Below are 21715 nucleotides of genomic sequence, written 5' to 3' on the forward strand. Positions count from 1 at the left end.
ATATTAAGGAGGCAGAAATGTTTATTCTATACGTACTTGTTTTTATATTTGGCACAATAATTGGTAGTTTTCTAAATGCAGTCATATACAGGGTCCCCAGGAATGAGTCAATCGTATATCCTCCATCACATTGTGCAAATTGTCAACATGAGTTAAAGCCTTATGATTTGATTCCTATAGTAAGTTATATTGTCTTAAGAGGCAAATGCAGGTATTGTGGAAATAGAATTTCCATAAGATATCCTATTGTTGAGCTTTTAACAGGACTTATATATCTTATTTTATTTGTATATTTTGGAATATCCATAAAGTCGCTGTCATATGCATTTTTGGCGTCATTATTGATTGTCATATCGTTTATAGATATGGAACATAAGATAATACCAAACAAAATAATATTGATAGGATTGATAGTTGGAGCATCATTTAGGTTGATTACGATTAATTACGGCGTATGGGACTATATTGTAGGCTTTTTAGTTGGCGGTGGAGTGCTTCTTTTAATATCTTTATTGTCAGGAGGTGGTATGGGTGGCGGAGATATAAAGCTTATGGCTATGATCGGACTTTTTGTAGGATGGAAACTCACTGTATCAACGCTTTTTCTGGCAGTTGTATTAGGTGCTATTGGTGGTGTCGCCTTGATTTTGTTTAAAATTAAGACGAGAAAAGATTACATACCTTTTGGGCCCTATATAAGCATTGGTTGTGTGATTTCTATTTTATATGGATATGATTTGTTGAACCTGTATATAAAACTTATAAGAGGTTGAAACAATGCGTTGTGTAAAAACAGATGAAAATGGATTGACTTTGATAGAGTTGATAACGGTAGTGTCGATATTTTCTATTATCGTATTGATGGCAGTTCCAAAGACAGACTTTTTCAATGCAAAAACTTCGGAAATGCGTTTAAGAATGGTGGCATATGAGCTTATAAGCGATATAAGGTATGTCCAGTATAAAAATATCTATGAAAATGAAAGCTTGTATTTAATGCTACAATCGGACCACAAAGAATACAGCATATATAAGCCTGGTACAATGGTTAAAAGAATAAAGACAAAAAAATTACCTGATGGTATCAATATATATTGGAATATTCCAGAAAATATTTTAAAAATATCATTTTCAAATCAAGGTGCTCCAATACCTGGTGGCTGTACTATAAGCTTATTAAATTCAAACAAGAGGTTAGACATAACCGTTTTGCCTGCTACAGGAAGAGTAATGATAAAAGGGAATTATTGAGGTGAAGCAAGTTGAAATATTTAAAAAATGCATTGGGCATGACACTTATTGAAGTTCTTGTAGCAATAGCGCTATTTTCGATTGCGGCTATACCTCTTTTAGGCGTTTTTCATGAATCAGTAATTACAAATGCAGATTCCAAAATCAGAACAAAAGAAGCTACTATTGCACAAAGTATTGCGGAGGACATAAAGGCGGGAAATATAAAGAATAACGACGATTTACAAAAAAAAGTATTTCCAGAAATTCAAGAGGGATATTATTTATCTGTGCCTGAAAATCCTCAATCTATCGGAAATGGACTTATGAAATATAAGTTTCAAGTCAATTATCGGTACAAGACCAATTTAGTATATACGCTTTACGTAGTTGCACCAGCAACAAATGTTACTGCATACACACCACCGACTGTTAATATCCCAGGTGGAAGTACTATTAATTATAGAGATATATCTAATATATTTACTGTTTTTGCGTGGGGTGCATTAGCTGCATTATTATTCTTATATCCTATTGTAAAATTGGATTTAATTAGTGCATTTGGCACAGTGTTTGGGGCTATTTTTGATGCTATTGATATTTGGAAAATATTTAATTTTCCGTATATATTGAAAGATGGCTATACTTTAAAGACAATTGCAGATGAGATATCTGCTAAAATTAGGAATATAAACTTTCCACCAGCATTGCAGTGGTGGGATCCAAATTTCGACTGGAGATGGTTATTTGATCCTACGAAATGGAAATAAAGGTTTTACGTTAATTGAACTTTTGGTTGTATTATCCTTAATAGGCTTGATAGTGTCGATATATGCCACATTGTATTATTCTGGATATAAAACATACTCAAATGTTGTTAATAATTCTGATGTAGAACAGAATGTTAGATATGCTATGACGTACATTATGAATAAGGTTAATCAATGTTCTGATAAGAGTAAAATTGCTCCTTATAGCATTAATGGATATACAGGAATAAAAATCGATGATAAAAACATTATTCTCTACAATAGTCAATTACATAAGCTGTTTGATTATTTAAACAATGGAAACGAAATAGCTACAAATATATATGATTTTTCTGTTACTCCTTCTACTGATGGAACTATTATTAATGTTAAAATAGTTGGTCAGAAAAGCGATGGTACCGGTAAGATTACATTGGAGTCAGATATATACTTAAGGAAGTGAAATAATTTTAATGAATGATAAAGGTTCTGCCTTAATATTCACTTTGATTATAATACTTATATTGTCTGTGCTTGCGTTGTCTATTTTAGATATCTCTTTATTTGAATACAAAACTTCTTATGCATATGGCAATTCAATCACAGTAGATAATGCTGCAGAGGCTGGATTAGACACAGCAAAGGGTGTGTTTAATAAAAGTTTATTTGATAATTTAAATAATTTGATAAATAATACAGCTAATACATTAATAAATGAATATAATTCTTTGATTCCTCCTCAAACAGTTCCAAAAGAGGTTATGTATGAAGCGATATATCAGGCAGTTAGGCAATATCTTGAAAACAATGTTTTTAATGCGTATCAAAATTATCAATTTTATTTAGATGATAAAAATACGATCTCTGTAACTATTTCATATATTAAAATAACTGATTTTCAGCCTTTTGACGGGACAAATATTTTGCCTAAGTATACAATAAGAATAGAAACTATAGGAAATTTTAAAAATTTAAAAAGATACGGTCATGCTTTTATTGTTCTTGATTTAAATAAATCTGGCAATCCAATTTCAATAAGCAGTTGGGTTATCGATAATACACCACCATCAAGCTAAAGGAGAGATGATAAATGGAGTTAAAAAATTTTATGGAAGAAGCAGTGAAAGATGTCATTGATAATGTATTAAAAGATTTAGATGTATGCAAGTGCGATAAATGTAAACTCGATATAATGGCATTAACCCTAAACAATTTGCCTCCTAAATATTACGACACAGAAAAAGGTGAGGTGTATACAAAAGTCAATGAATTAAAAAGGCAATTTGAGGTAGATATCATTAGTCAAATCACAAGATCAGCTTTTTACGTTAATCAACATAGGCGCCATGGAGAGGATATTAAATGATAGGCATTGATATAGGCAGCTTTTACACTAAGATTGGCAGTTGCGATAAAAAAAATGATAAATTAAATAATATGGTGATAGAAAGAACACCTCAAAATTGCATTAGAAATGGATATTTGAGCGATATAAATGTATTATCTGATTTCCTTAATGAAATATTAAAGAAGAAATTTGCAAAGGAAAAGAAGCTATCCTTTTGCATTTCAAGCACAGATATAATAATTAGAGAAATAGTAATGCCATTTATGAAAGATGATGAATTAAAGAATGCCTTAAAATATGAAATTGTTCAGTATATACCTAATTCAGACGACTATGTTGTTGATTATAAGCAAATTGGGCATGATGAAGATGATAAAAAGATAAGGACAATTATTGTGGCAGCACCGAAAGAAATGATTTCAGGGTATTTGAACTTAGCTAAAACATTGAAATTGAGATTGGAAATCATAGATATATATAGCAATTGCATTTATAAGTCGATAAAAAAATTATGTAAACCAACAGGAAGTGTATCGGTGATTAATATTGGTGCAGAGTATGCAGATATTACGATAATAAATGAAGGCAAATATGCATTTAGCAGAATAGTAAAATTCGGAGGAAATGATATAAATGAAATAATTGCCAATATGTTTAATACAGATTTTAAAACTGCTGAAGAATATAAAAGGGGAAAACCTTTTTTTATAGATGATGAAAATTATGCGAGTCTTAGAGAGAATACAGAGAAATATGTAAGCATTAAATTGAGTGAAATATCGAGGGTTTTTGATTTTTTTGAATCATCTTACCATAAAAGCATAAACGAAATTTTTCTAATTGGCGGAACGTCAAGGCTTACGGGGCTTAAAAGATATATAGAAGATTATTTTAAAATACCTGTTTCAGGCAATGATGACGATCTATATACATATTTTATGCCTGCATTTGGCTCTTTGATTAGGGGGGAGTAATTTGAAAGATATTAATCTTATACCCGATGAGATAAAATTACTTGACGAAAAAAGGAAAAAGAATACCGTTGCCATGATAGGCGTTTTGATTGCGACTTTTGCGCTTATTTTTATTTTACTTTTGCCAAATATGTATATCAACAATTTAGAAAAGCAAAAGTCTGCTTTAAACATCCAATTAAGCAGTTTAAAAGCAAAGAAAGATATGTATTCAACTATTAAAAGTAAAGAAGATTATTATTCAGAAAAAGAAAAAATAATAAAAGATTTGTCTAATAAAAAATTGAACATGACGGAAATGCTCAATGATATTTCGTCTAATATTCCAGAAAATGTTTCAATAACGGACATAAAATTTAATGGAAGTATGTTAGAAATAACAGGCGATTCTTATATGAATAAATACTTATCTGATTTCATGATGAATCTGAGAAAGTTAAAATATGTAGATGATGTTGATCTCTTAGATACAAAAAAATCTGATAACGGTTTGATTCAATATACTTTGCAAATTAAGATTAAGGTGGTATAATTATATGAAACTGACCACGAGAGAAAAAATGCTAATAGGGGTATTGTTTATTGTCGCCTTCGTTGGCTTATATTATCAGTTTGTTTTAACAAAACAACTGGCAATAGTAGATAAATTAAGACATGACATCATGACGTTACAGACAGAGGTGAATGATTACAATACATTAAGTGTAGATAAAATGAAAAACCGTTTATCAGAGCTTGATAGGCAAATTGAAACATGCAATGAAGAACTTCCTGACAATGAAAATATTGAAAGCTTTGTAGTTTTGCTTGATGATGCAATCGCAAAGACTGGTGTAAATTTTGAAGAGTTGAATTTTAATTCAACCGATAATCAATCGCAGAGTCCTGAAAATCAAACAAATAATAACAAAACCAGCAAGACAAAATATGTAGAGATTCCTGTCAATATAAAAGTTGCAGGCGACTATTCAAAATTATCGAGTTTTATTGAAGAACTACAATCAATGCAAAGGCTTAGCAATATAAAATCATTTGAGATAAGTAAAGATAATGAATCTAATAATTTACTGTTAAATATAGATATTGCGATATATTCCATGAGCAAAAAGGGTGGAAGCAATTTGAATCCATTTGAGGAAAGTGGGAAAAGTGATCCTTTTAAATCATTAGTTGAAGCGAATAAAGAAAATCAAAATACAAACGTTAATTCAAACAATCAGAATTCTTTGCAAGGAATTGACATAAACAAAATTATTTCAGATAGTATAAACAGTGCAATAAATAATGTTTCTAAAATTGCACCACCTACAGCAGCAAATAAGCAGTAAGAAAGTTATGCGTATTGGAGGATAAAATTTTAATGAAGAACATCGCATTAACCGGATTTATGGCTACAGGAAAGACAGTTGTTGGCAAAAGAGTTGCTGATATTTTAAGCTTCAGCTTTATTGATACTGATGATTTGATTGAAAAAATTTCTGGCATGAAGATTCCGGAAATTTTTGATAAATACGGTGAAAAATATTTTAGAGGAATTGAAAAAATTGCTGTTGCAAGAGCTTCCAGATTAAAAAATCATGTCATATCGACTGGTGGTGGTGTTGTATTAAATCCTTCTAATATAGTACAATTGAGAAAACATGGCGTAGTTATATGCTTAAAGGCAAATCCAGAGGTAATTTTGAGAAATATTGGAGATAATGACAAAAGACCAATACTTGCTACTGGTGACGTTTATGAAAAGATAAAAGCTCTTTTAGCAGAAAGACAGCACTATTATGAATTTGCAGATTATACTATTGATGTTTCAAATATGTCTATAAATGATGTGGCTTTGACAGTAGTAGATGTATATTCGAAATTAAAAACAAGATAAAAAGTCGAGGGCAGATGAATATGAAAATTGTCGTAAAAGTCGGAACAAGCACATTGACTTATGAAAACGGAAAATTGAATTTAGAAATGATGGAAAAAATTGTACGTCAAATATCTAATTTGCAAAACAAAGGCGATAAAGTTGTTCTTGTGACATCTGGTGCAATTGGAGCTGGAATGGGAAAACTAAATATTTTGAAAAGACCTAAGACACTACCGGAAAAACAATCGTTGGCGGCAATTGGACAAGGATTGCTGATTGGACTATATGAAAAATTTTTTAATGAATATGGGAAGACTACAGCTCAGCTTTTACTTACAAAGGACGATTTTTCTATAAGAGAAAGGTACTTAAACATAAGCTATACATTATCAAACTTATTAAGGTATAATGTAGTTCCAATCATAAATGAAAATGATACTGTTACTGTAGATGAAATAAAAATAGGTGACAATGATACTCTATCAGCACTTGTAGCAAGCATTGTAGAAGCGGATCTTTTAATTATATTGACTGATATTGATGGGCTATATGATAGAGATCCTAAAGCAGATGGAGCTAAGCTGATAGATGTAGTTTATGATTTTTCTGATGCGCTTTTTGAAATTGCTGGTGGCTCTGGCACAGATTTTGGCACAGGTGGTATGTATACGAAGATTCAAGCGGCAAAAATTTGTTACAACTCAGGTGTCAAAATGGTAATTGCCAATGGCAAGCTTGATAATGTTTTAAACAAGATTGTAGCAGGTGAAAGAATAGGGACAGTTTTTATGCCTGCTAAAAATCCTATCAGCAATAGAAAGGTATGGATCGCGTTCAATGCACAATTATCAGGTAAGCTGACTATTGATGATGGGGCAAGACAGGCCATACTTGAAAATGGAAAAAGCTTATTGCCAAGTGGTATTATATCAACTGATGGAGAATATTCTGTAGGGGATTGTGTATCAATATATGATGAGCATGGAAAAGAGATTGCAAGAGGTTTGATTAATTATACATCTGACGAAGTTAGCAAAATAAAGGGTTTAAAATCAACTGAAATAGACAAAGTTTTAGGATATAAAAATTACGATGAAGTTGTCCACAGAGACAATTTAGTTGTCATAGTTTAACTTAATAGTGTATAATAAAATGTTGTGTAAGGAGGACTAAAAATATGGAAGTCGATTTAAAAGCCGATGCTGCCAAGAAGGCGTCAAGGATACTTGCAATTCTTGATGAAAACATTAAAAATGAAGCGCTTAAAAATATGGCTTTGAAGCTTGTGGAAAATAAGCGCGAAATATTAGAGGCAAATGAAAAAGACGTTTCGATTGCAAAGGCGAAGGGAGTAAAGGAATCATTAATTGATAGGCTTAAGTTAAACGAAAAGCGAATAGAAGGTATGGCAAATGGGCTTAGAGAGATAGCCATGCTTCCTGATCCTGTTGGAAATATAGAAGAAATGTGGAAAAGGCCCAATGGTCTTCAAATCGGGAAAATGCGCTGCCCAATCGGAGTCATAGGCATAATTTACGAATCGAGGCCAAATGTAACAGCCGATGCTGCAGGGTTATGCTTGAAATCAGGAAATGCAGTTATTTTAAAAGGTGGCAGTGATGCAATAAACTCCAATATAGCCATTGTTAAGGTTATTTCAAGCGCGGCAGAAGAATGCGGCATTCCAAAAGGAGCCATTCAACTTATTGAGAATACAGACAGAGAAGAAGTAAATCGCATGATGAAGTTAAATGGTAAGATAGATTTAATTATACCAAGGGGTGGTGCAAATCTAATACAAAATGTTATACAAAATTCAACGGTACCTGTTATTGAAACTGGAGTAGGAAATTGTCACGTGTTTGTTGATTCAGATGCTGATTTGGAAAAGGCTATTAATATCATTGTGAATGCTAAAACTCAAAGACCTGGTGTATGTAACGCTATTGAAACAGTTCTTATCCATAAAGACTTGGCGGAAGATTTTTTGCCTGTTATGGTGGATAAACTTGCATCTTTGGGGGTAGAAATACGAGGCTGCAATATGACAAAATCCATCTGCCCTAATGTAAAAGAAGCGACTGAAGACGATTGGAAAACAGAGTACTTAGATTTGATACTGGCTGTTAAAGTTGTGGAAAGCATTGATGAAGCGATTGACCACATAGCTAAATATTCTTCTGGTCATTCTGAAAGCATTATTACAGAAAACTATACAAATGCAATGAAATTTTTGAAAGCAGTTGATTCAGCAGCTGTATATGTAAATGCATCTACAAGATTTACTGACGGAGGAGAGTTTGGATTTGGTGCAGAAATAGGCATTAGCACACAAAAAATGCATGCAAGAGGCCCCATGGGGCTTAAAGAATTGACCACATACAAATATGTAATTTTAGGAAATGGTCAAATAAGAGAATAAATTTTAAAGTGAGGTTTTTAATATGAAGAGAGTTCTTATTATACATGGGCCGAATTTGAATCTGACTGGTAGCAGAGAGATAAGCATTTACGGAGAGGTAAGTTTTGATGAAATAAACAATATAATTAAGAGAGAAGCTTCGAAACTTGAGTTGGCTGTCAAAATTCAGCAGTCTAATAGCGAGGGTGAGATCATAGATTTTATTCATTCTGCAAAGAATAATTTTGATGCCATAATAATAAATCCTGGTGCTTACTCACATTATAGCTATGCAATAATGGATGCAATAGGTGCTATAGATATACCAGTAATAGAGGTGCATCTTTCAAACATACAAAAAAGGGAAGATTTTCGGCATGTTTCTGTGACTGCTACTAAATGTCTTGGACAAATATCAGGTTTTGGACCTTTTAGCTATGTCTTGGCTTTAAATGCAGTTAAATTATTAGAAGACAATTTAAAGGAGTGATAGTTTGAAAAACAGATTAAATGAAGCTAAAAAATTGTTAAGTGAAAAAGGATTAGATAGCTTTTTGATTTTTAAACCCGTAAATGTCACATATTTGACTGGATTTACAGGCGACGATAGCGTTGCTATTGTAGGTCTCAATGAGTCATATTTTATCACAGACTCAAGGTATACTGAGCAGGCTTCCTATGAAGTTAAAGACTTTAAAATAGTAGAACACAAATCAGATATTTTTGAAGCAATAAGAGATTGCATATCAAATATGGGTGCTGATAGACTTGGATTTGAAGGAAACTACATAACTTTTGAACAGTACAATAAATTGAAAGACATTTTACAAATAGAGCTGAAATCTGAAAATGGCTTTGTGGAATCTTTAAGAGAGATAAAAGATGAAATAGAAATAGAAAATATCAAAAAGGCACAGTATATTACAGATGAAACCTTCAAATACTTTTTGAATTTTATAAAGCCTGGCATGAAAGAAAAAGATGTGGCTTTAGAGATGGAATATTACATGAAAAAGCTTGGTGCAGAAGAAAAATCTTTTGATTTTATAGTTGCATCTGGCAAAAGATCTTCAATGCCACATGGAAAAGCTTCTGATAAAATCGTTGAATATGGCGATTTTGTAACATTCGATTATGGCTGCAAAGTAAATGGGTATTGTTCTGACATGACAAGAACTGTTGTCGTTGGAAAAGCAAATGACAAGCAGCGAGAAATATACAATATAGTTTTAGAAGCACAGGTGAATGCAATCAGCAATTTAAAAGCGGGAATGATAGAAAAAGATGGTGACTATCTTGCAAGAAAGGTGATCATTGATAAAGGCTATGGTGATTATTTTGGTCATTCATTAGGTCATGGTGTAGGATTAGAGATACATGAAAATCCTTTTATGGGTCCTAAGAAGACAAATTTATTAAAAGCTGGAATGGTTGTTACAGTTGAACCAGGGATATATATTCCTAATTTCTCTGGCGTTAGAATAGAAGATATGGTATTATTAAAAGAGGATGGCGTTATAGATTTGACAAATTCGCCAAAGGAATTAATTGAAGTTTAACTAATGATGGAGGGATTTTAATTGGTATCAGCAGGAGAATTCAGAAAAGGGATGACTATTGACATTGATGGTCAAGTTTTTACGGTTGTAGATTTTCAACACGTAAAACCTGGGAAAGGAGCTGCTTTCGTCAGAACAAGGTTAAAAAACGTCATAACAGGTGCTGTTGTAGAGAGAACTTTTAACCCAACTGAAAAAGTTGATGAGGCAGTCATAGAAAGAAAAGATATGCAGTATCTTTACAATGATGGCAATCTATACTACTTCATGGATACTGAGACATACGAGCAGATTCCTTTGAATTACGAAAAAGTCGAAGATGCCATGAAATTTTTAAAAGAGAATATGATAGCAACAATAAAATTCTATAAAGGTGAGGCCTTTTCAGTAGAACCTCCTACTTTTGTAGAATTAGAAGTTGTTGAGACGGAACCTGGATTTAAAGGTGATACCGCAACAGGTGGTTCGAAACCTGCTAAAGTTGAAACAGGAGCCATCATTCAAGTTCCGCTATTTGTAAATCAAGGTGATGTTATAAAGATTGATACGAGGACATCAGAGTATCTGGAAAGAGTATAGTTTTGCACCTTTTAAAAAATAATAGTAAAGGAGGAGGTATGTAAGATGGAGTATTTGTATGAGCGCATATCGTATTTAAGAGGCTTAGTAGATGGGTTGGATATTGACGAAAAATCAAAAGAAGGCAAAGTTTTAATTGCCATCATTGATGCGCTGGAAGACTTTGCAGATGCCATTAATGATCTTGAGGCCTCACAATCAGAGCTTGATGATTATGTAGGTGCCATTGATGAAGATTTGTCAGAAGTAGAAGATGAAATATACGATGACGAATCTGATGATGAGTACGATTATGTTGAAGTTGAATGTCCCAACTGTCACATGCTTATGAGCGTGGAAGATGAGCTTTTAGACGATGAAGACGCGGAAATTGTTTGCCCCCATTGCAATGAGACAGTTAACGTAAAAGATGTAATAATATATGAAGATGATGACAAAGAATAGCTATTAAAATCAAATAGCGTAAAAATGCTCACTAAATTATTTAGTGGGCATTTTTTTATTCATAAATATTTATACTCCTAAATATAATTTTTGTAGAGAGGGGGACATGTAATGATAAACAAAAGCAAAAATTACGATGATCTATTGTATTCTTTACCATTAAATATAAGAAACATAATCATAAAGTTAGATGAGTATTTAAAGGAAGGATTGGAGGAAATAAGGCTTAGAATCGATAAACCATTGATGGTTTACGTGAATAATCAAGAAAGGTTTTTATCTGCTGATGGAAATATAGTTAATTCTCCAAATTTGGCGTATATAGTCACAAATGAAGATTGTGAAAAAGCATTGCAGCTTATTTCTAAATCATCCATATATGCTTTTGAGAATGAGCTTAGAAATGGATATATTACGATAAAAGGTGGATATAGAGTAGGAATATGTGGTAAATGTGTCATCGACGGTGAATCTGTAAAAACAATTGTAAACATATCTGGCTTTAATTACAGAATAATGCGGCAATGTATCGGTTCGTCAGATGAAATAATGAGGTACATTGTAAAATATCCAGACGTAGTGAATAACACGTTGATAATTTCACCTCCACAATGTGGTAAAACAACGCTTATAAGAGATATAGCTCGCAATATTAGCAATGGAATGCCTGAATTGAATTTCCAAGGAGAGAAGGTATCAATTGTAGATGAAAGATCAGAAATAGCTGCATGTTTTAAAGGCATTCCGCAAAACGATGTTGGATACCGGACGGATGTACTGGATTTATGTCCAAAACATATTGGCATTTTAATGATGATAAGATCTATGTCACCAAAAGTCATAATAACTGACGAAATAGGTAAAGTTGAGGATATATCGTCTATTCACGAAGCACTTAATGCAGGAGTAAGCATAATTACGACAGTTCATGGAAACGGCATAGAAGATGTGGCGAGGAAAAAGTACATTGATGAAATGTTAAATAATAGAGAGTTTGATAGGTATGTGATTTTAAGCCGCAAATTAGGAGCAGGTACTATAGAAGCCATTCTTGACAGAGATTTTAATGCGATTTTTAAAGGCCCTTATAGAAAGGAATGTAAGACAATATGCTGAAAATCGTTGGAATGGTTCTGGTTCTAATTTCATCTGCCATGATAGGTTATATGAAAGCACTTAAATATACATTAAGACGACAAACATTAAGATCTTTTTTATCCAGCCTAAACTTGCTTATAACTGAAATAACCTACAGCCAAATAACATTGTCTGAAGCATTTGCAAAGTTATCTGAGACATCAGAATCAGGCGTCGGAAGATTTTTTTTATTGGTATCTCGAATTTTAAATTCAAATGAAGGGTATACGGCTGGTGAAGCATGGGAAATTGCACTTGATAAAGTTGAAAACATAAATTTAAGCCAGGATGACATAAAAATACTAAAATCGTTCGGAAAAGGCCTCGGAAATTCAGACATATATAATCAAGAAAAGAATTTCAAATTAGCTTCCGAATTATTAAAAAAACAGCTTACTGATGCTGAGGAGTCAAGCAGAAAAAATGAAAGATTGTATAAAAGCCTTGGCATATTGATAGGAATTGCTGTAGTTATCATATTTCTATAGAGGAGGTAGTGATTTTGAGCATAGATATAATTTTTAAAATTGCTGCAATCGGAATCTTAGTTACTGTTCTTAATCAGATTCTTATAAGGTCTGGGAGAGAAGAACAAGCCATGATGGTTACATTGGCAGGAGTAGTAGTGGTATTGATGATGGTAATTACAATGATAAACAATCTATTTACTGCCGTAAAAACGATATTCCAGTTGTATTGAATATATTAACAAACGAAAGGAAATCTTTTATGGAAATCATTCAGATTGTAGCAATTGGTATCATATGTGTAATAATTCTTTCACTGTTTAGAGAGAATTTTGAAGATGTCGCTATCATAATAAGTTTATCTGCCAGCATACTCATATTTTTTATCATTATTCCCAAAATCAGCAATATAATAACCGTTTTAAACACAATTGCGGATAAAAGCGGCATAAACAGCATCTACGTAAAAACAATTCTTAAAATAATAGGAGTTGCATATATTGCAGAATTAGGAGTGCAGATTTCTAACGATGCAGATGAAAAAAATATAGCTACAAAGATCGAATTGGCAGGGAAAATAATAATCATTTTTTTATCCCTCCCAATTATTATAGCATTGGTGGACACTATTGTCTCCATACTGCCGTGAGGTGATAAACGTGAGAAAAACTTTATGTTTAATTTTTATATTGACGATAGTATCGATGTTTCCAATGAAGATTTACGCTGACACAAAAGACGATTTGTACAGCCAAATAAGCAGTGCAGATACAAGTCAAATTGACTCATTGATCAAGGGAATAAATGAGAAGAATGGCAATGTGTTTCAGATAACAGACGTTAAAACATATTTGTATAATCTTTTAAATGGAAAGGAGACTTTTAGTGTTAAAAACATTGTTAATGGTATATTAAATATTTTTTTCAATGAAGTAAAAGCATCTGTTGAAATCTTGATACAGCTTATACTATTAGCAATTATCGGTGCTGTACTAACTAATTTAGAAAACTCTTTTGAAAATGGAGGCATAAGCCAAGTAGCCCATATGGCTGTCTACATTGTCTTAGTTATAGTTGCAATTAAAAGTTTTATGAGCGTCTTAAATATCGGCAAAGATGCGATAGATAGCATGGTTAATTTTATGCAAGCAATACTGCCAGTTTTAATTACCATGTTGGCTTCAGTTGGAGCTTTTGTATCTGCTTCCTTTTTTCAACCTGCATTGGTGATGATTGTTGAATTCACAGCCAAGGAAATAAGGGATTTTATTCTTCCTGCAATTTTATTTATGACAGCCATTAGGATAATAAGCCGAATTTCCGATAAATTTACTTTAAATAAGCTTGCCGATTTATTTAAGACAATTTGTACAGCGTCAATTTCAATATTATTAAGTATTTTTATAGGTGTTTTAACGATCCAAGGCATTACATCATCTTTAGCGGATGGAGTCATTTCGCGGACAACTAAATACGCAGTAGGAGCATTTCTGCCGGTTGTCGGCAGTATATTATCTGACAGCATAGATACAATTATGAGTGCATCGCTTCTAATAAAGGGTGCAATAAGCACTTTTGGATTGATAGCCATAGTTTTGATGGCTATAGTACCCATTATAAAGATATTTTCAGTAATGATTATATACAAACTTTCTGCTGCAGTTGTGGAGCCCATTGCCGACAAAAAAATAGTCGATTTTTTGTCTGATATTTCAACATCTGTGGCGTATGTATTCGCTGCATTAGTATCTGTAACCGTAATGATGTTTTTAGCCATAACAGCCGTAATTAACGCATCAAGTATCAGCGTCATGATGCGATAGGCTACAAAGGGGATGGATTTCTTGGATGAAGTAAAAAGTTGGATAATTCAAATAGCATATATTTCAATATTAGCTATAATATTTGAACTTTTGATACCATCATCAAGCATGAAAAAATACGTAAAGGTAGTAATAGGTCTAACAATCATGATTGCAATAATAAATCCAGTATTAGGATTTATTAAAAGCGGCATCAATATAAATAATGCTTTGGAAAAAGAGTATAACTATAACAATGTAGACATAAGTGGAATGACCAAACAAGCGGAGATGGAAAGAAATAAGCTTATAGTCGATGAGTATAAAAAAAGGCTAAATGATCAGATAAAAGAGAGAATATTATCTATGGTAAATGCCTCAGATGTAGAGGTGGAATCATCAATAGTTGATGATTTAAATGATAAGAGCTTTGGATTAGTAAAAGAAATCAAGATAACAATCTTTAATGACAAGAATGAATCATCGAACAACAGTGGAAATATTTCAATTGAGGTGAGTAAAGCAAATGAAAAAACGAGTGAAATTGATAACATCAAAAACGATTTAAGTAAATTCTATAATGTGCCATTAAAGAATATAACTATAGAGGAAAGATAAAATGAAAGGGGGATAAAATTGTGGATTTTAATAAACTAAAGCAAAAAATTTTAAAAGCTGATAATAAGACTATACAAGATTTGACTGTAATTTTCATTATTGGTTTGATTATCTTGATTGGGGCCAGCATCTTTTTTAAGCCTAAACCAACAAATAAAAGTTCAGATAAACAAATGGTTGAAACGCAAATTACAAATGAGGATTATGCAAGTAAATTGGAATCTGAATTAAAAGAAATACTATCCAAAATCCACGGAGCTGGCAATGTAGATGTGCTTGTCACTTTAGATTCTGATGAAGAAGTAGTAGCAGCTATGGATACAGTACAATCAGAAACCACTACCAACGAAAAGGACAGCAATGGAGGCACGAGAACAACCATTCAAAGTGAGACGGATAATAAAATCGTTACTTCACAAAACACCAGTGGAGAAAATCAACCAATGATATTAAAAAAAGTGATGCCTGAGGTAAGGGGTGTTGTCGTCGTTGCTGATGGTGCAAAAGATCCAAATGTTCAATATGAACTTATGACGGCTGTAGAGACGGCATTAGGCATTCCTGCATATAAAGTTAAAGTCGTATCTTCAAAATAAAATTTAGGAGGGTCTATTATGATGTATTTAAAGAAAAAATCTATAGCAATAGCATCATTGGTCTTGCTTATAGCGATAGCTTTTGTAATCAATTATAATTATCAAAATGGAATTAATAAAAATGCTTCAAGCAAAAACAGTTTAAATTCACAATTGATAGACAATAGCAAAGTTTCCACTTCCTCATCTGCCAATGAACAGACTGAAGCGACAACAACATTATCCAGTGGTTTATTTGCTTCATATAGACAGGACAGAGATATTAACAGAAGCCGTAGTTTAGAGGCATTGCAAGAAATAGTAAATAACAAGAATACAAGCCAGGAAACTCGGGATGAAGCTCAAAAACAAATTATCAAATTGACAGAGACGAATCAAAAGGAATTGATATTAGAGAATTTGATTAAAGCAAAAGGATTTCAAGATGCCATAGTTTTGATTGACAACAATACTGCAAATGTCATAGTACAAGCTGATAAATTATCGGCACAGGAAGTCGCAAAAATACAAGATGTTGTATCTCAGCAAACAGGTTTTCCTCTCGATAACATAAAAATAATGAATAGAATGAATTAGTCATAATTGTAAAATATTTGATTGTCTGATATAATATCTATTGAAAGGAAGTGTTATTATGGAGGAAAATATAAGCCAAGAACTTGAATTTGGAACGATTAAAATATCAGATGATGTTGTTGCTGTTATAGCGGGATTAGCTGCTACAGAAGTTCCTGGTGTCGCGGGAATGAGTGGTGGAGTTGTCAATGGAATAACCGAAATGTTAGGCCGAAAGAATTTATCAAAAGGTGTGAAGGTACAAGTTGGTGAAAAAGAAGCGGCCATTGATTTGTACATCGTAGTTGACTATGGTGTCAGAATACCTGAAATAGCTTGGAATGTACAAGAAAATGTTAAGAAGGCAATAGAAACAATGACAGGACTTAAAGTTGTAGAAGTCAACATACATATTCAAGGAGTAAACATGGAAAAAGAACAAAAATCCAAAGAACCTCCAAAAGAAAATAAATGATATTTAAACCCTCTTAATGCAGAGGGTTAATTTTAATGGATAAAATGCAATTAGCAAATTACGATTAAGGAGTTGAAAAATGTGAACAGAACGCAAGCTCGAGAGTGGTTAGTAAAACTATTATATCAATACGATATATCAAAGTTGGAGCCTCAAAAAATTTTCGATAAATTCCTTGAGGACAATGATCCAGGAGATGAGAAAGACTATATAGAAAATACGCTTTTTGGAGTAATTAAAAATCTTGATAATATTGATGAAAAAATTAAAAAGTATCTTAAGAATTGGGATATTAATAGAATAGCAAAAATTGATTTAGCAATAATGCGCTGCAGTTTTTACGAAATACTATATTCTGCTGACATACCAAGCAGTGTTTCTATTAATGAAGCGGTGGAAATTGCCAAAAAGTACAGCACCGAGAAATCGCCGGCTTTTATAAATGGAATTCTGGGGAATTTGGTAAGGGATATTATTGGCGGTGATGTAAATGGTGATTGATGGTAGAAATATTGCGAAATCAATAAGAGAAAAAGTAAAATCTGAAATACTTGAAAAAAATTACCATCCAAAACTTGCGATTCTCGTTGCTGGAAATGATGAAGCTTCGTTGATATATGCAAATACTAAACTTAAAGCTTGTGCGAATGTGGGCATTGATGCTTATACATATTTCTTTAACGATGATGAGGAAGATAAATTTTTAGAAAAATTAAATGAGCTAAATACAGACGATAGCATTCATGGTATAATGATAGAAATGCCTCTTCCAAAGTCATATAATGCACAAAGAATTTACGATCTTATCAATCCTATAAAAGATGTAGATTGTATATCGACATACAATATGGGACGCTTATTTTCGGGTAATCCTCTCTACTTGCCATGTACACCTTATGCAATATTGACGATTTTAAAAAGTTTAGATGTTGATTACACTGGAAAACATGCTGTTGTCGTTGGAAGAAGCAATATATTGGGAAAACCGGTTGCTAAATTGATGCTGGATCTTGATATGACGGTTACTCAATGCCATTCGAAAACATTGAATTTAGAGGAGTATACCAAAACAGCGGATGTGTTAGTATTAGCAGTAGGTAGGAGAAATCTTGTAGATGGTCAAATGGTAAAAAAAGGCACTATACTGATTGATGCTGGAATAAATGAATACAATGGAGAAATATACGGTGACTGTGATTTTCAAAGTGTAGAGGGTTTATGCAGCTATATAACACCAGTTCCTGGTGGAGTTGGTCCTGTAACGACGTCTATAGTCTTATCAAATACATTGGAGGCATATAAAAATGCTATTAAAAACTCTCACGGTCAAACAAGTTAATGATTATTTAAAAAACATAGTTACAGGTGACATAATATTAAAACATGTAATGGTAAAAGGCGAAATATCAAATTTGTATTTTAGAGGACAAGCACTGTATTTTACATTAGTTGATGAGTATTCCTCTTTAAAATGCGTTGTCTTTGAAGATTATATCGATAACATAAATGTAGAAGTAAAAAATGGCATGTCTGTAATTGTAACAGGTAGAGTTTACGTTTATGAGAAAAGCAGTTCGTTTCAATTGCATGTTTTTAACATTGAGGTTGAAGGATTAGGTTCTCTTTTTTTATCTTTTGAGAGATTAAAGCAAAAGCTTAAAAGTGAAGGTTTATTTGATTTAGATAAGAAAAAGAATCTACCTAAAAACCCAAAAAAAGTTGCGGTGATTACATCACCTTCAGGTGCGGCTGTTCACGATATTATAAATATTTTAAGAAGGAGAAAGCCGTCGATAGATATAATGGTGGTCCCCATATTAGTTCAGGGGACTAAAGCTTCCTCAGAAATTGTGGAAGCTATTATAAAGGTTAATAAAAGAAGCGATGTTGATTTGATCATTTTAGGTAGAGGCGGCGGATCATTTGAAGATCTTTATCCTTTTAATGAGGAGATAGTAGCAAGAGCCATTTATAATTCCGAAATACCTGTAATATCTGCTGTAGGACATGAGACTGATTTTACGATAGCTGACTTTGTTGCAGATTTAAGAGCGCCAACGCCATCTGCAGCAGCAGAATTGGCAGTAACTGATGTTAATTTTTACAACGAAAAAATTAAAAACTATAAAAGAAGTTTATATCGTTATATGTTGTCAATAATTGATAAAAAGAGATATCGCCTCGATAATCTGAAGAAACTTGTAATAGGCAAAAACCCAATTATCAAAAATCAGCAGATGAAAGAACGCTTAAATACTTTAAATAGAATTATGGAGGATAGTATCTACAAAATATTAAAAGACAAAAAGAACAAGTATATAAGCCTTGTAGAGAAGCTAAATGCTTTGAGTCCGCTAAATGTCTTAAAGCGAGGATACACAATGACGATGGATAAAGACAAAATCAATTTAGTTACAAAGGCTAATGATATTTCATCAGATGATAAAATATACCTTTTGTTTGAAGATGGCGAAGCACTTTGTACTGTCAATGAGGTGATGAGATATGAGCGAAAATATGGACTTTGAGGAAAGTATGGACAAGTTAGATGATATTGTAAAAAAATTAGAAGATGGCAATCTGTCTTTAGAAGAATCTTTTAAACTATTCAAAGAAGGCCTTGAATTATCCCAAAAATTGAATAAAGCGCTAAACGATATTGAAGGTAAAATAACAATGCTCATTAACGAAAATGAAGAAATACCATTTAATTTTGAGGAGGACAAAGATGTTTGATGACATTCTTAGAGAAAAGATAGAATATATTAATAAAGGGTTAAATGAATTTTTATCATTAACTGATAGGCCAGAAGTCTTGTTTGAAGCTATGAGGTACAGTGTCTTTGCTGGTGGCAAAAGGCTTCGACCTGTACTTTGCATATCTACTTGCGAATTAGTTGGCGGGAATAAAGAAGATGCACTGGCAGTTGCGTGTGCAATAGAATTTATACATACATATTCGCTGATTCACGATGATTTGCCTGCAATGGACAATGATGATTTAAGGCGTGGAAAACCTACAAATCACAAAGTCTATGGTGAAGCGATTGCGATTCTTGCGGGTGATGCTTTGCTAAATTATGGATTTGAAGTGTTGATTCAGCAAGCACTGAATTCAAGTAAAAGTCAAAACATTTTAAAGGCCGCTGACGAAATCGCGCGTGCGGCAGGATGTCGTGGAATGATAGCGGGGCAAGTTGTAGATTTACTATCAGAAAACAGAGAAATTGGCGTAGACGATTTGAAATTCATGCATGACCATAAAACAGGTGCTTTAATAAGAGCTTCAATTTTAGCAGGAGCGATAATGGGTGGTGCAGATGATGATACTTTAAAAAAATTAAGCAGTTACGCAGAATATTTAGGATTTGCATTTCAGGTAAAAGATGATATTTTAGATATTTTAGGAGACGAAATGAAAATTGGAAAAGATATTGGCAGTGATATGGTTAATGGAAAATCCACGTTTGTAAGCGTACTGGGATTACAACGTTCTGTAGATCTTATAAATGAGTTGACTGAAAAAGCAATTAATATATTAGACGGCTTTGGAGAAAAGGGTGAATTCTTAAAAAATCTTACTCAGTACATGGCAGAGAGAGATAGTTAGAGCATAAAACAGCATAAATTAAATTAATATGTGCAGCATGTTATTATGCAATACATTTAGCCCTTAGTAACAAAACTTGAACAATTATTATATTTGATACAAATACATAAAAATGCTATAATCAATATCGACATGAAGTGGTGCAGTATCCTAGTCGGTATTGTTAATTCCGAAGACGGGCCTAAAAATCCGTTAAAGGCATATCGATGAAGTTCCTGGTGCTGGCTTTTGATGCCCAATCGAGGGCTTGTGCTGGGAGTTAAGAAAAGAGGGGCAACCTGCAATGGCATGTGGGCATTGACCCCCTTTTCGTGGAGACCTATTCCCGTGGCATAATGTGCTACGGCATAGGGTGAACCTACCATGCGGTAATAAAGCTGTGGGTAGTGTAGCCTGCCTTGAGTGATTAAGGTGGCTATCAGACTGAACTTTAACTTAATGAGCTCTTAAGTTAAAGCTATTGCTGATGAAACCTTAGTTGCAAAAGAGGATAGGAATTAACAAACCGTCGAGGAAAGCTCCTAGGCTGCTCGAAGGAGGCATATTGAGGATTACAGTGTGGACTAAGTGGTAATCCAGTCATACTTTTGGCGACAAAGTAGATTCAGGCTTAAAGGGAAACCGCCAAATGGCGACAGTTGGTGCCTGAAGGGGAAACCCTGCTGGACCTAAGCCACAAAATTTACTCAATATGCTACCACTTCAAGTACATAGGAGGATTTTATTAATGAAATCTAAAAAGTTTAACATAAATTACAAGTGGACTATAAATGCCTTCATTTTTAGCTTTATTTTTGCTGTGATATTGAATTTTTCATCGGATGTTTTGTTAAAGAAAAGCAATATAATAATTGCTTTTTTTGTATTGTTGGTTATAGTATTGATAGGAGTTTTATCTGACATAATTGGCATAGCTGTTGCAACAGGAACCGAAGAACCTTTTCATTCTATGGCATCAAATAAGGTTTTTGGAGCTAAGCAATCGATTAAATTGATACGAAATGCAAATATCGTTACAAATATTTGCAATGACATAATTGGCGATATAAGTGGAATAGTATCTGGTGCTGCATTAAGCAGCATAATTGCTAAGTTGTCAATTTCCAGCACTAAAAGCACTATTTATGCGACTATTTTTGGAGGAATACTATCAGCGGTTACAATTGGTGGTAAATCTTTAGGGAAAAATTTAGGAATGTATAAAAGCCAATCAATCATTTTTGCTGTTGGCATACTTTTGGCGTGGTTTGAAAAAAATACAGGTATAGAATTTTTCCCATCTAATTCTAAGAAAAATAAAAAATAGAAAGTGA

The 21715-nt window shown here is 33.0% G+C and carries 31 protein-coding genes; all 31 read left to right on the forward strand.

Features of this window, described 5'->3' with window-relative positions:
- The first annotated feature begins 17 nt into the window (after positions 1-17).
- The 31 genes from GSH73_RS06525 to GSH73_RS06675 all read left to right on the forward strand — a co-directional run bounded on the left by GSH73_RS06525 (position 18) and on the right by GSH73_RS06675 (position 21708).
- A complete protein-coding gene (locus GSH73_RS06525) occupies positions 18-773 on the forward strand; it encodes a prepilin peptidase (RefSeq protein WP_014758810.1) in 756 nt (251 codons plus the stop codon).
- A gap of 4 nt (positions 774-777) precedes the next feature.
- Positions 778-1251, forward strand: coding sequence for a prepilin-type N-terminal cleavage/methylation domain-containing protein (locus GSH73_RS06530; RefSeq protein WP_014758809.1), 474 nt, complete (start codon positions 778-780; stop codon positions 1249-1251).
- 11 nt (positions 1252-1262) lie between these two features.
- A complete protein-coding gene (locus GSH73_RS06535) occupies positions 1263-2000 on the forward strand; it encodes a prepilin-type N-terminal cleavage/methylation domain-containing protein (RefSeq protein ID WP_014758808.1) in 738 nt (245 codons plus the stop codon).
- Positions 1978-2442: a prepilin-type N-terminal cleavage/methylation domain-containing protein gene (locus tag GSH73_RS06540; protein ID WP_014758807.1), complete on the forward strand. Its 465-nt coding sequence runs from the start codon at positions 1978-1980 to the stop codon at positions 2440-2442. The genes GSH73_RS06535 and GSH73_RS06540 overlap by 23 nt, the downstream gene beginning before the upstream one ends.
- A 10-nt stretch (positions 2443-2452) precedes the next feature.
- On the forward strand, positions 2453-3055 hold the full coding sequence (locus GSH73_RS06545; RefSeq protein WP_014758806.1) for a hypothetical protein: 603 nt from the start codon (positions 2453-2455) through the stop codon (positions 3053-3055).
- A 14-nt stretch (positions 3056-3069) separates the two neighbouring features.
- A complete protein-coding gene (locus GSH73_RS06550) occupies positions 3070-3345 on the forward strand; it encodes a late competence development ComFB family protein (RefSeq protein ID WP_014758805.1) in 276 nt (91 codons plus the stop codon).
- Complete coding sequence (gene pilM / locus GSH73_RS06555; RefSeq protein ID WP_014758804.1) at positions 3342-4301, forward strand: pilus assembly protein PilM; 960 nt, start codon at positions 3342-3344, stop codon at positions 4299-4301. Before GSH73_RS06550 ends, pilM begins: the two co-directional genes overlap by 4 nt.
- A gap of 1 nt (position 4302) precedes the next feature.
- Positions 4303-4833 (forward strand): PilN domain-containing protein, encoded by a 531-nt coding sequence (locus tag GSH73_RS06560; protein WP_014758803.1) that lies wholly within the window; start codon positions 4303-4305, stop codon positions 4831-4833.
- Between the two features lie 4 nt (positions 4834-4837).
- Positions 4838-5629 carry a type IV pilus inner membrane component PilO gene (locus GSH73_RS06565; RefSeq protein ID WP_014758802.1) on the forward strand — a complete coding sequence of 264 codons (792 nt, stop codon included), beginning with the start codon at positions 4838-4840 and terminating at the stop codon, positions 5627-5629.
- A 32-nt stretch (positions 5630-5661) separates the two neighbouring features.
- Positions 5662-6177: a shikimate kinase gene (locus GSH73_RS06570; RefSeq protein WP_014758801.1), complete on the forward strand. Its 516-nt coding sequence runs from the start codon at positions 5662-5664 to the stop codon at positions 6175-6177.
- A gap of 20 nt (positions 6178-6197) precedes the next feature.
- The gene (proB, locus tag GSH73_RS06575; protein ID WP_014758800.1) at positions 6198-7292 is read left to right on the forward strand and encodes a glutamate 5-kinase; all 1095 of its coding nucleotides are present in this window, start codon (positions 6198-6200) and stop codon (positions 7290-7292) included.
- A 14-nt stretch (positions 7293-7306) separates the two neighbouring features.
- Entirely contained in the window at positions 7307-8581 is a 1275-nt protein-coding gene (locus GSH73_RS06580; RefSeq protein ID WP_267889041.1) for a glutamate-5-semialdehyde dehydrogenase, read from the forward strand.
- Positions 8582-8603: 22 nt separating this feature from the next.
- Positions 8604-9050: a type II 3-dehydroquinate dehydratase gene (gene aroQ / locus GSH73_RS06585; protein WP_014758798.1), complete on the forward strand. Its 447-nt coding sequence runs from the start codon at positions 8604-8606 to the stop codon at positions 9048-9050.
- Positions 9051-9054: 4 nt separating this feature from the next.
- Positions 9055-10119 carry a M24 family metallopeptidase gene (locus GSH73_RS06590; RefSeq protein WP_014758797.1) on the forward strand — a complete coding sequence of 355 codons (1065 nt, stop codon included), beginning with the start codon at positions 9055-9057 and terminating at the stop codon, positions 10117-10119.
- A gap of 21 nt (positions 10120-10140) precedes the next feature.
- On the forward strand, positions 10141-10698 hold the full coding sequence (gene efp, locus GSH73_RS06595; RefSeq protein WP_013787948.1) for an elongation factor P: 558 nt from the start codon (positions 10141-10143) through the stop codon (positions 10696-10698).
- Positions 10699-10743: 45 nt separating this feature from the next.
- Entirely contained in the window at positions 10744-11142 is a 399-nt protein-coding gene (locus tag GSH73_RS06600) for a CD1247 N-terminal domain-containing protein (RefSeq protein WP_014758796.1), read from the forward strand.
- A gap of 111 nt (positions 11143-11253) precedes the next feature.
- Entirely contained in the window at positions 11254-12258 is a 1005-nt protein-coding gene (gene spoIIIAA, locus GSH73_RS06605; protein WP_014758795.1) for a stage III sporulation protein AA, read from the forward strand.
- Positions 12252-12767 carry a stage III sporulation protein SpoIIIAB gene (spoIIIAB, locus tag GSH73_RS06610; RefSeq protein WP_014758794.1) on the forward strand — a complete coding sequence of 172 codons (516 nt, stop codon included), beginning with the start codon at positions 12252-12254 and terminating at the stop codon, positions 12765-12767. Before spoIIIAA ends, spoIIIAB begins: the two co-directional genes overlap by 7 nt.
- 14 nt (positions 12768-12781) lie before the next feature.
- Complete coding sequence (gene spoIIIAC, locus GSH73_RS06615) at positions 12782-12979, forward strand: stage III sporulation protein AC (RefSeq protein WP_013787952.1); 198 nt, start codon at positions 12782-12784, stop codon at positions 12977-12979.
- A gap of 29 nt (positions 12980-13008) precedes the next feature.
- Positions 13009-13395: a stage III sporulation protein AD gene (spoIIIAD, locus tag GSH73_RS06620; RefSeq protein WP_014758793.1), complete on the forward strand. Its 387-nt coding sequence runs from the start codon at positions 13009-13011 to the stop codon at positions 13393-13395.
- 10 nt (positions 13396-13405) lie between these two features.
- Complete coding sequence (spoIIIAE, locus tag GSH73_RS06625; RefSeq protein WP_038068732.1) at positions 13406-14569, forward strand: stage III sporulation protein AE; 1164 nt, start codon at positions 13406-13408, stop codon at positions 14567-14569.
- Positions 14570-14581: 12 nt separating this feature from the next.
- On the forward strand, positions 14582-15166 hold the full coding sequence (gene spoIIIAF, locus GSH73_RS06630; protein ID WP_014758791.1) for a stage III sporulation protein AF: 585 nt from the start codon (positions 14582-14584) through the stop codon (positions 15164-15166).
- A gap of 20 nt (positions 15167-15186) precedes the next feature.
- Positions 15187-15762, forward strand: a complete 576-nt coding sequence (gene spoIIIAG, locus GSH73_RS06635; RefSeq protein WP_014758790.1) for a stage III sporulation protein AG — start codon at positions 15187-15189, stop codon at positions 15760-15762.
- 18 nt (positions 15763-15780) lie between these two features.
- Positions 15781-16338 (forward strand): SpoIIIAH-like family protein, encoded by a 558-nt coding sequence (locus GSH73_RS06640; protein WP_038068737.1) that lies wholly within the window; start codon positions 15781-15783, stop codon positions 16336-16338.
- Positions 16339-16396: 58 nt separating this feature from the next.
- Entirely contained in the window at positions 16397-16792 is a 396-nt protein-coding gene (locus GSH73_RS06645) for an Asp23/Gls24 family envelope stress response protein (RefSeq protein ID WP_013787958.1), read from the forward strand.
- 81 nt (positions 16793-16873) lie between these two features.
- A complete protein-coding gene (gene nusB / locus GSH73_RS06650) occupies positions 16874-17293 on the forward strand; it encodes a transcription antitermination factor NusB (protein ID WP_014758788.1) in 420 nt (139 codons plus the stop codon).
- Positions 17283-18131, forward strand: coding sequence for a bifunctional 5,10-methylenetetrahydrofolate dehydrogenase/5,10-methenyltetrahydrofolate cyclohydrolase (locus GSH73_RS06655; RefSeq protein WP_014758787.1), 849 nt, complete (start codon positions 17283-17285; stop codon positions 18129-18131). The genes nusB and GSH73_RS06655 overlap by 11 nt, the downstream gene beginning before the upstream one ends.
- Positions 18097-19320, forward strand: a complete 1224-nt coding sequence (gene xseA / locus GSH73_RS06660; RefSeq protein WP_014758786.1) for an exodeoxyribonuclease VII large subunit — start codon at positions 18097-18099, stop codon at positions 19318-19320. Before GSH73_RS06655 ends, xseA begins: the two co-directional genes overlap by 35 nt.
- Entirely contained in the window at positions 19298-19528 is a 231-nt protein-coding gene (xseB, locus tag GSH73_RS06665) for an exodeoxyribonuclease VII small subunit (protein ID WP_014758785.1), read from the forward strand. The genes xseA and xseB overlap by 23 nt, the downstream gene beginning before the upstream one ends.
- On the forward strand, positions 19521-20402 hold the full coding sequence (locus GSH73_RS06670) for a polyprenyl synthetase family protein (protein WP_014758784.1): 882 nt from the start codon (positions 19521-19523) through the stop codon (positions 20400-20402). The genes xseB and GSH73_RS06670 overlap by 8 nt, the downstream gene beginning before the upstream one ends.
- Positions 20403-21129: 727 nt before the next feature.
- Positions 21130-21708, forward strand: coding sequence for a hypothetical protein (locus tag GSH73_RS06675; protein WP_014758783.1), 579 nt, complete (start codon positions 21130-21132; stop codon positions 21706-21708).
- The last annotated feature ends 7 nt before the right edge of the window (positions 21709-21715 follow it).

The organism is Thermoanaerobacterium aotearoense (assembly GCF_009905255.1).
Taxonomy (GTDB): Bacteria; Bacillota; Thermoanaerobacteria; order Thermoanaerobacterales; family Thermoanaerobacteraceae; genus Thermoanaerobacterium; species Thermoanaerobacterium aotearoense.

Coding starts and splice junctions, on each gene's coding strand:
- GSH73_RS06525 (WP_014758810.1), top strand. CDS start 18: ATGTTTATTCTATACGTACTTGTTTTTATATTTGGCACAATAATTGGT.
- GSH73_RS06530 (WP_014758809.1), top strand. CDS start 778: ATGCGTTGTGTAAAAACAGATGAAAATGGATTGACTTTGATAGAGTTG.
- GSH73_RS06545 (WP_014758806.1), top strand. CDS start 2,453: ATGAATGATAAAGGTTCTGCCTTAATATTCACTTTGATTATAATACTT.
- GSH73_RS06550 (WP_014758805.1), top strand. CDS start 3,070: ATGGAGTTAAAAAATTTTATGGAAGAAGCAGTGAAAGATGTCATTGAT.
- pilM (WP_014758804.1), top strand. CDS start 3,342: ATGATAGGCATTGATATAGGCAGCTTTTACACTAAGATTGGCAGTTGC.
- GSH73_RS06565 (WP_014758802.1), top strand. CDS start 4,838: ATGAAACTGACCACGAGAGAAAAAATGCTAATAGGGGTATTGTTTATT.
- GSH73_RS06570 (WP_014758801.1), top strand. CDS start 5,662: ATGAAGAACATCGCATTAACCGGATTTATGGCTACAGGAAAGACAGTT.
- proB (WP_014758800.1), top strand. CDS start 6,198: ATGAAAATTGTCGTAAAAGTCGGAACAAGCACATTGACTTATGAAAAC.
- aroQ (WP_014758798.1), top strand. CDS start 8,604: ATGAAGAGAGTTCTTATTATACATGGGCCGAATTTGAATCTGACTGGT.
- GSH73_RS06600 (WP_014758796.1), top strand. CDS start 10,744: ATGGAGTATTTGTATGAGCGCATATCGTATTTAAGAGGCTTAGTAGAT.
- spoIIIAA (WP_014758795.1), top strand. CDS start 11,254: ATGATAAACAAAAGCAAAAATTACGATGATCTATTGTATTCTTTACCA.
- spoIIIAB (WP_014758794.1), top strand. CDS start 12,252: ATGCTGAAAATCGTTGGAATGGTTCTGGTTCTAATTTCATCTGCCATG.
- spoIIIAD (WP_014758793.1), top strand. CDS start 13,009: ATGGAAATCATTCAGATTGTAGCAATTGGTATCATATGTGTAATAATT.
- spoIIIAF (WP_014758791.1), top strand. CDS start 14,582: ATGGATTTCTTGGATGAAGTAAAAAGTTGGATAATTCAAATAGCATAT.
- GSH73_RS06640 (WP_038068737.1), top strand. CDS start 15,781: ATGATGTATTTAAAGAAAAAATCTATAGCAATAGCATCATTGGTCTTG.
- GSH73_RS06645 (WP_013787958.1), top strand. CDS start 16,397: ATGGAGGAAAATATAAGCCAAGAACTTGAATTTGGAACGATTAAAATA.
- GSH73_RS06655 (WP_014758787.1), top strand. CDS start 17,283: ATGGTGATTGATGGTAGAAATATTGCGAAATCAATAAGAGAAAAAGTA.
- xseA (WP_014758786.1), top strand. CDS start 18,097: ATGCTATTAAAAACTCTCACGGTCAAACAAGTTAATGATTATTTAAAA.
- xseB (WP_014758785.1), top strand. CDS start 19,298: ATGAGCGAAAATATGGACTTTGAGGAAAGTATGGACAAGTTAGATGAT.
- GSH73_RS06670 (WP_014758784.1), top strand. CDS start 19,521: ATGTTTGATGACATTCTTAGAGAAAAGATAGAATATATTAATAAAGGG.
- GSH73_RS06675 (WP_014758783.1), top strand. CDS start 21,130: ATGAAATCTAAAAAGTTTAACATAAATTACAAGTGGACTATAAATGCC.